The organism is Novosphingobium aquimarinum, from assembly GCF_009746585.1.
GTDB classification, from domain to species: Bacteria; Pseudomonadota; Alphaproteobacteria; order Sphingomonadales; family Sphingomonadaceae; genus Novosphingobium; species Novosphingobium aquimarinum.
Genome location: NZ_WRPO01000056.1, coordinates 1 through 2,228 on the forward strand (window position 1 = coordinate 1; position 2,228 = coordinate 2,228).

1 protein-coding gene is annotated in these 2,228 nt (G+C 60.0%); it reads right to left on the minus strand.

Annotated elements, in window-relative coordinates; all coding sequences use genetic code 11:
- Positions 1–76 precede the first annotated feature (76 nt).
- Positions 77–1,591 (minus strand): group II intron reverse transcriptase/maturase, encoded by a 1,515-nt coding sequence (gene ltrA / locus GQO94_RS20720; RefSeq protein WP_156843259.1) that lies wholly within the window; start codon positions 1,589–1,591, stop codon positions 77–79.
- Positions 1,592–2,228 lie beyond the last annotated feature (637 nt).

Consider the following 2,228-nt stretch of genomic DNA (forward strand, 5'->3'; position numbering starts at 1 on the left):
GAGTGGAGTAGGAAGCGCATAAGCGCTTCCCCTCCCCGAACCGTACGTGCACCTTTCAGCGCATACGGCTCTCCATTCAACCTTGGCCCATGGCCATGGCGACGTCATGATAGCGGGAAGTGACGGTGTTTCGGAGTTCGTCCCTGAAGATGTAGGGGTTTCGCTCCGGGTTCCGCCATCGGAACTGCATCTTCTGGCTGGTGACCAGTCGTCGCAGCGCCTTGCCGACGGCATTGCCCTGATTGCTTCGGCCGTAGATCAGCCACGTCTTTGATTGGCCGATTTCCGGCACGCGGTACCATTTGCGCATCAAGGGCTTGATGCGGGACCGGTACTTCTGCGCCAACCAGTGCGCCATTTTCCAGAACACGACAGTGTCGATGCGCCGGAATATGCGCGCCGTGAAGTCGGTGAACCTGTAGAACGCGGCCCAACCCGCCAGTTGGCGGTTCAGGCTGGCGATCATGTCCACCGCGGCAACCTCATGATTGCCGGAGAGCGCCTCGACCAGTCGGCGAGCGAAGGTCTTGGCTTTCTCCTTGGGTATAGTCGAGACCACGGACATGCGTCCGCTCGATCCCCGCCTGCGGATAATCCGGTGCCCGAGGAACACGAACCCGTCGTCGACGTGGGTGATATGGGTCTTGTCCATATTCAACGTCAGCTTCAGGCCGTCTTCCAGAAAGGCCCGGCATTCCTCGCGGATGGCCTCGGCATGTGCCTTGGTGCCCTTGACGATGACGACGAAGTCGTCGGCGTAACGGCAGTAGGCGACAGCAGGTTTCCATTGCCGGTTCTCGCGAACCGTGATGGGGCGTCCCTGCTGGATGCCGAAGTTCCATGCCCAGCGATCCTTTCGCGCCTTGGCGCTCAGGTATTTCGCCTCCAGCCACGCATCAAACTCATGGAGCATAATGTTGGACAGGAGCGGCGACAACACGCCGCCTTGCGGAACACCTTCGCTCGAGGCGACGAACAAGCCACGGTCGATGTGGCCTGCCTTCAGGAACCGCCAGAGCAGATCGACGAACCGATCATCCCGGATACGCCGCCGGACACAGCGAAGCAGAAGCCGGTGGTGGACCGTGTCGAAGTAGCTCGCCAGATCACCTTCGATGATCCAGCGGCCCCGCTTTCCGGCGCCACTATCCTGCAACTGTATCTTCACTGTCCGGACAGCGTGATGCACGCTGCGTTCCGGCCGGAAGCCGTAGGAGAGGCGATGGAAGTCGCTTTCCCAGATCGGCTCCATGGCCATCAGCATCGCACGTTGGACGATGCGGTCTTTCAGGGTCGGGATACCCAGAGGTCGTTTCTTGCCATTGGCTTTCGGGATATAGATTCGCCTGACCGGCTGCGGGGTGTAATTCCCCGTCAGCAAGTCCGTCCGCAGGCTGGCCAGATGTTCTGCCAATCCGTCCTGCATCCGTTGCTTGTCCATTCCGTCTATGCCCGGCGTCTTGGCGCCACTCGACGCCAGCACGATCCGAGCCGCCTCGGCAAGCCACGCTCTGTCAGCAATGAGCCGGAGAAGCCGATCAAACCTGCGGTTCGGATCGCTCTCGGCCCATGTCGCGAGCTTGTGCTGCATTTCACTGATTATCAAAGGTCTTCACCTCGTTTGGTCAGGTAGTTTGCACTTCAAGCAGATTGAACTGTCCCCCTTCGCCATGTGACAGGCTTTCCCTGTCGCGGACTACTACGGGGACTCCGCCAGCATGATGGACATCGGGGCCAACTCCCTTGGCATTCCATCATACCTTCCCTCGTTCATATGCTGGACTTTCACGCGCTGGGGAGGCTGCCGGTCGCAGTCCTTGTCCTTGCGTCCCGCAAGTCGATGCCGATGCCATGGTCTGGCTGCGTTCTCTCCATGACGCCCCGCAGGCGACCTACGTCTTTGCCTGCGCTCGGATTTCGCCAGCATACATCTCCGGCGCCATCATCAGCATTCCGCCTGTTAAGCCGTGTAGGCGAAGGCGACATTTCAGCCCTCGGATGCGGATTAACCGGTTCGTGTTCCTCAACCTTCCAGCGCTACAGCCTCGGGGACCATCTTGGCGTAACGGCTTCGCCTCAATCCCCTTTACCTGCGGGCTACGTCACCCTGCCAGTTGACAGCAGGTCACCGCCGCTTGGGCTCATGCCCCCTCACAGCAGAGGGCAAGGCATTCGTTCAATTCCTCCTTTCTCCTTTGCATTCCAGTCATATGCGCGCGAGGCGCACT

Coding starts and splice junctions, on each gene's coding strand:
- ltrA (WP_156843259.1), bottom strand. CDS start 1,591: ATGCAGCACAAGCTCGCGACATGGGCCGAGAGCGATCCGAACCGCAGG.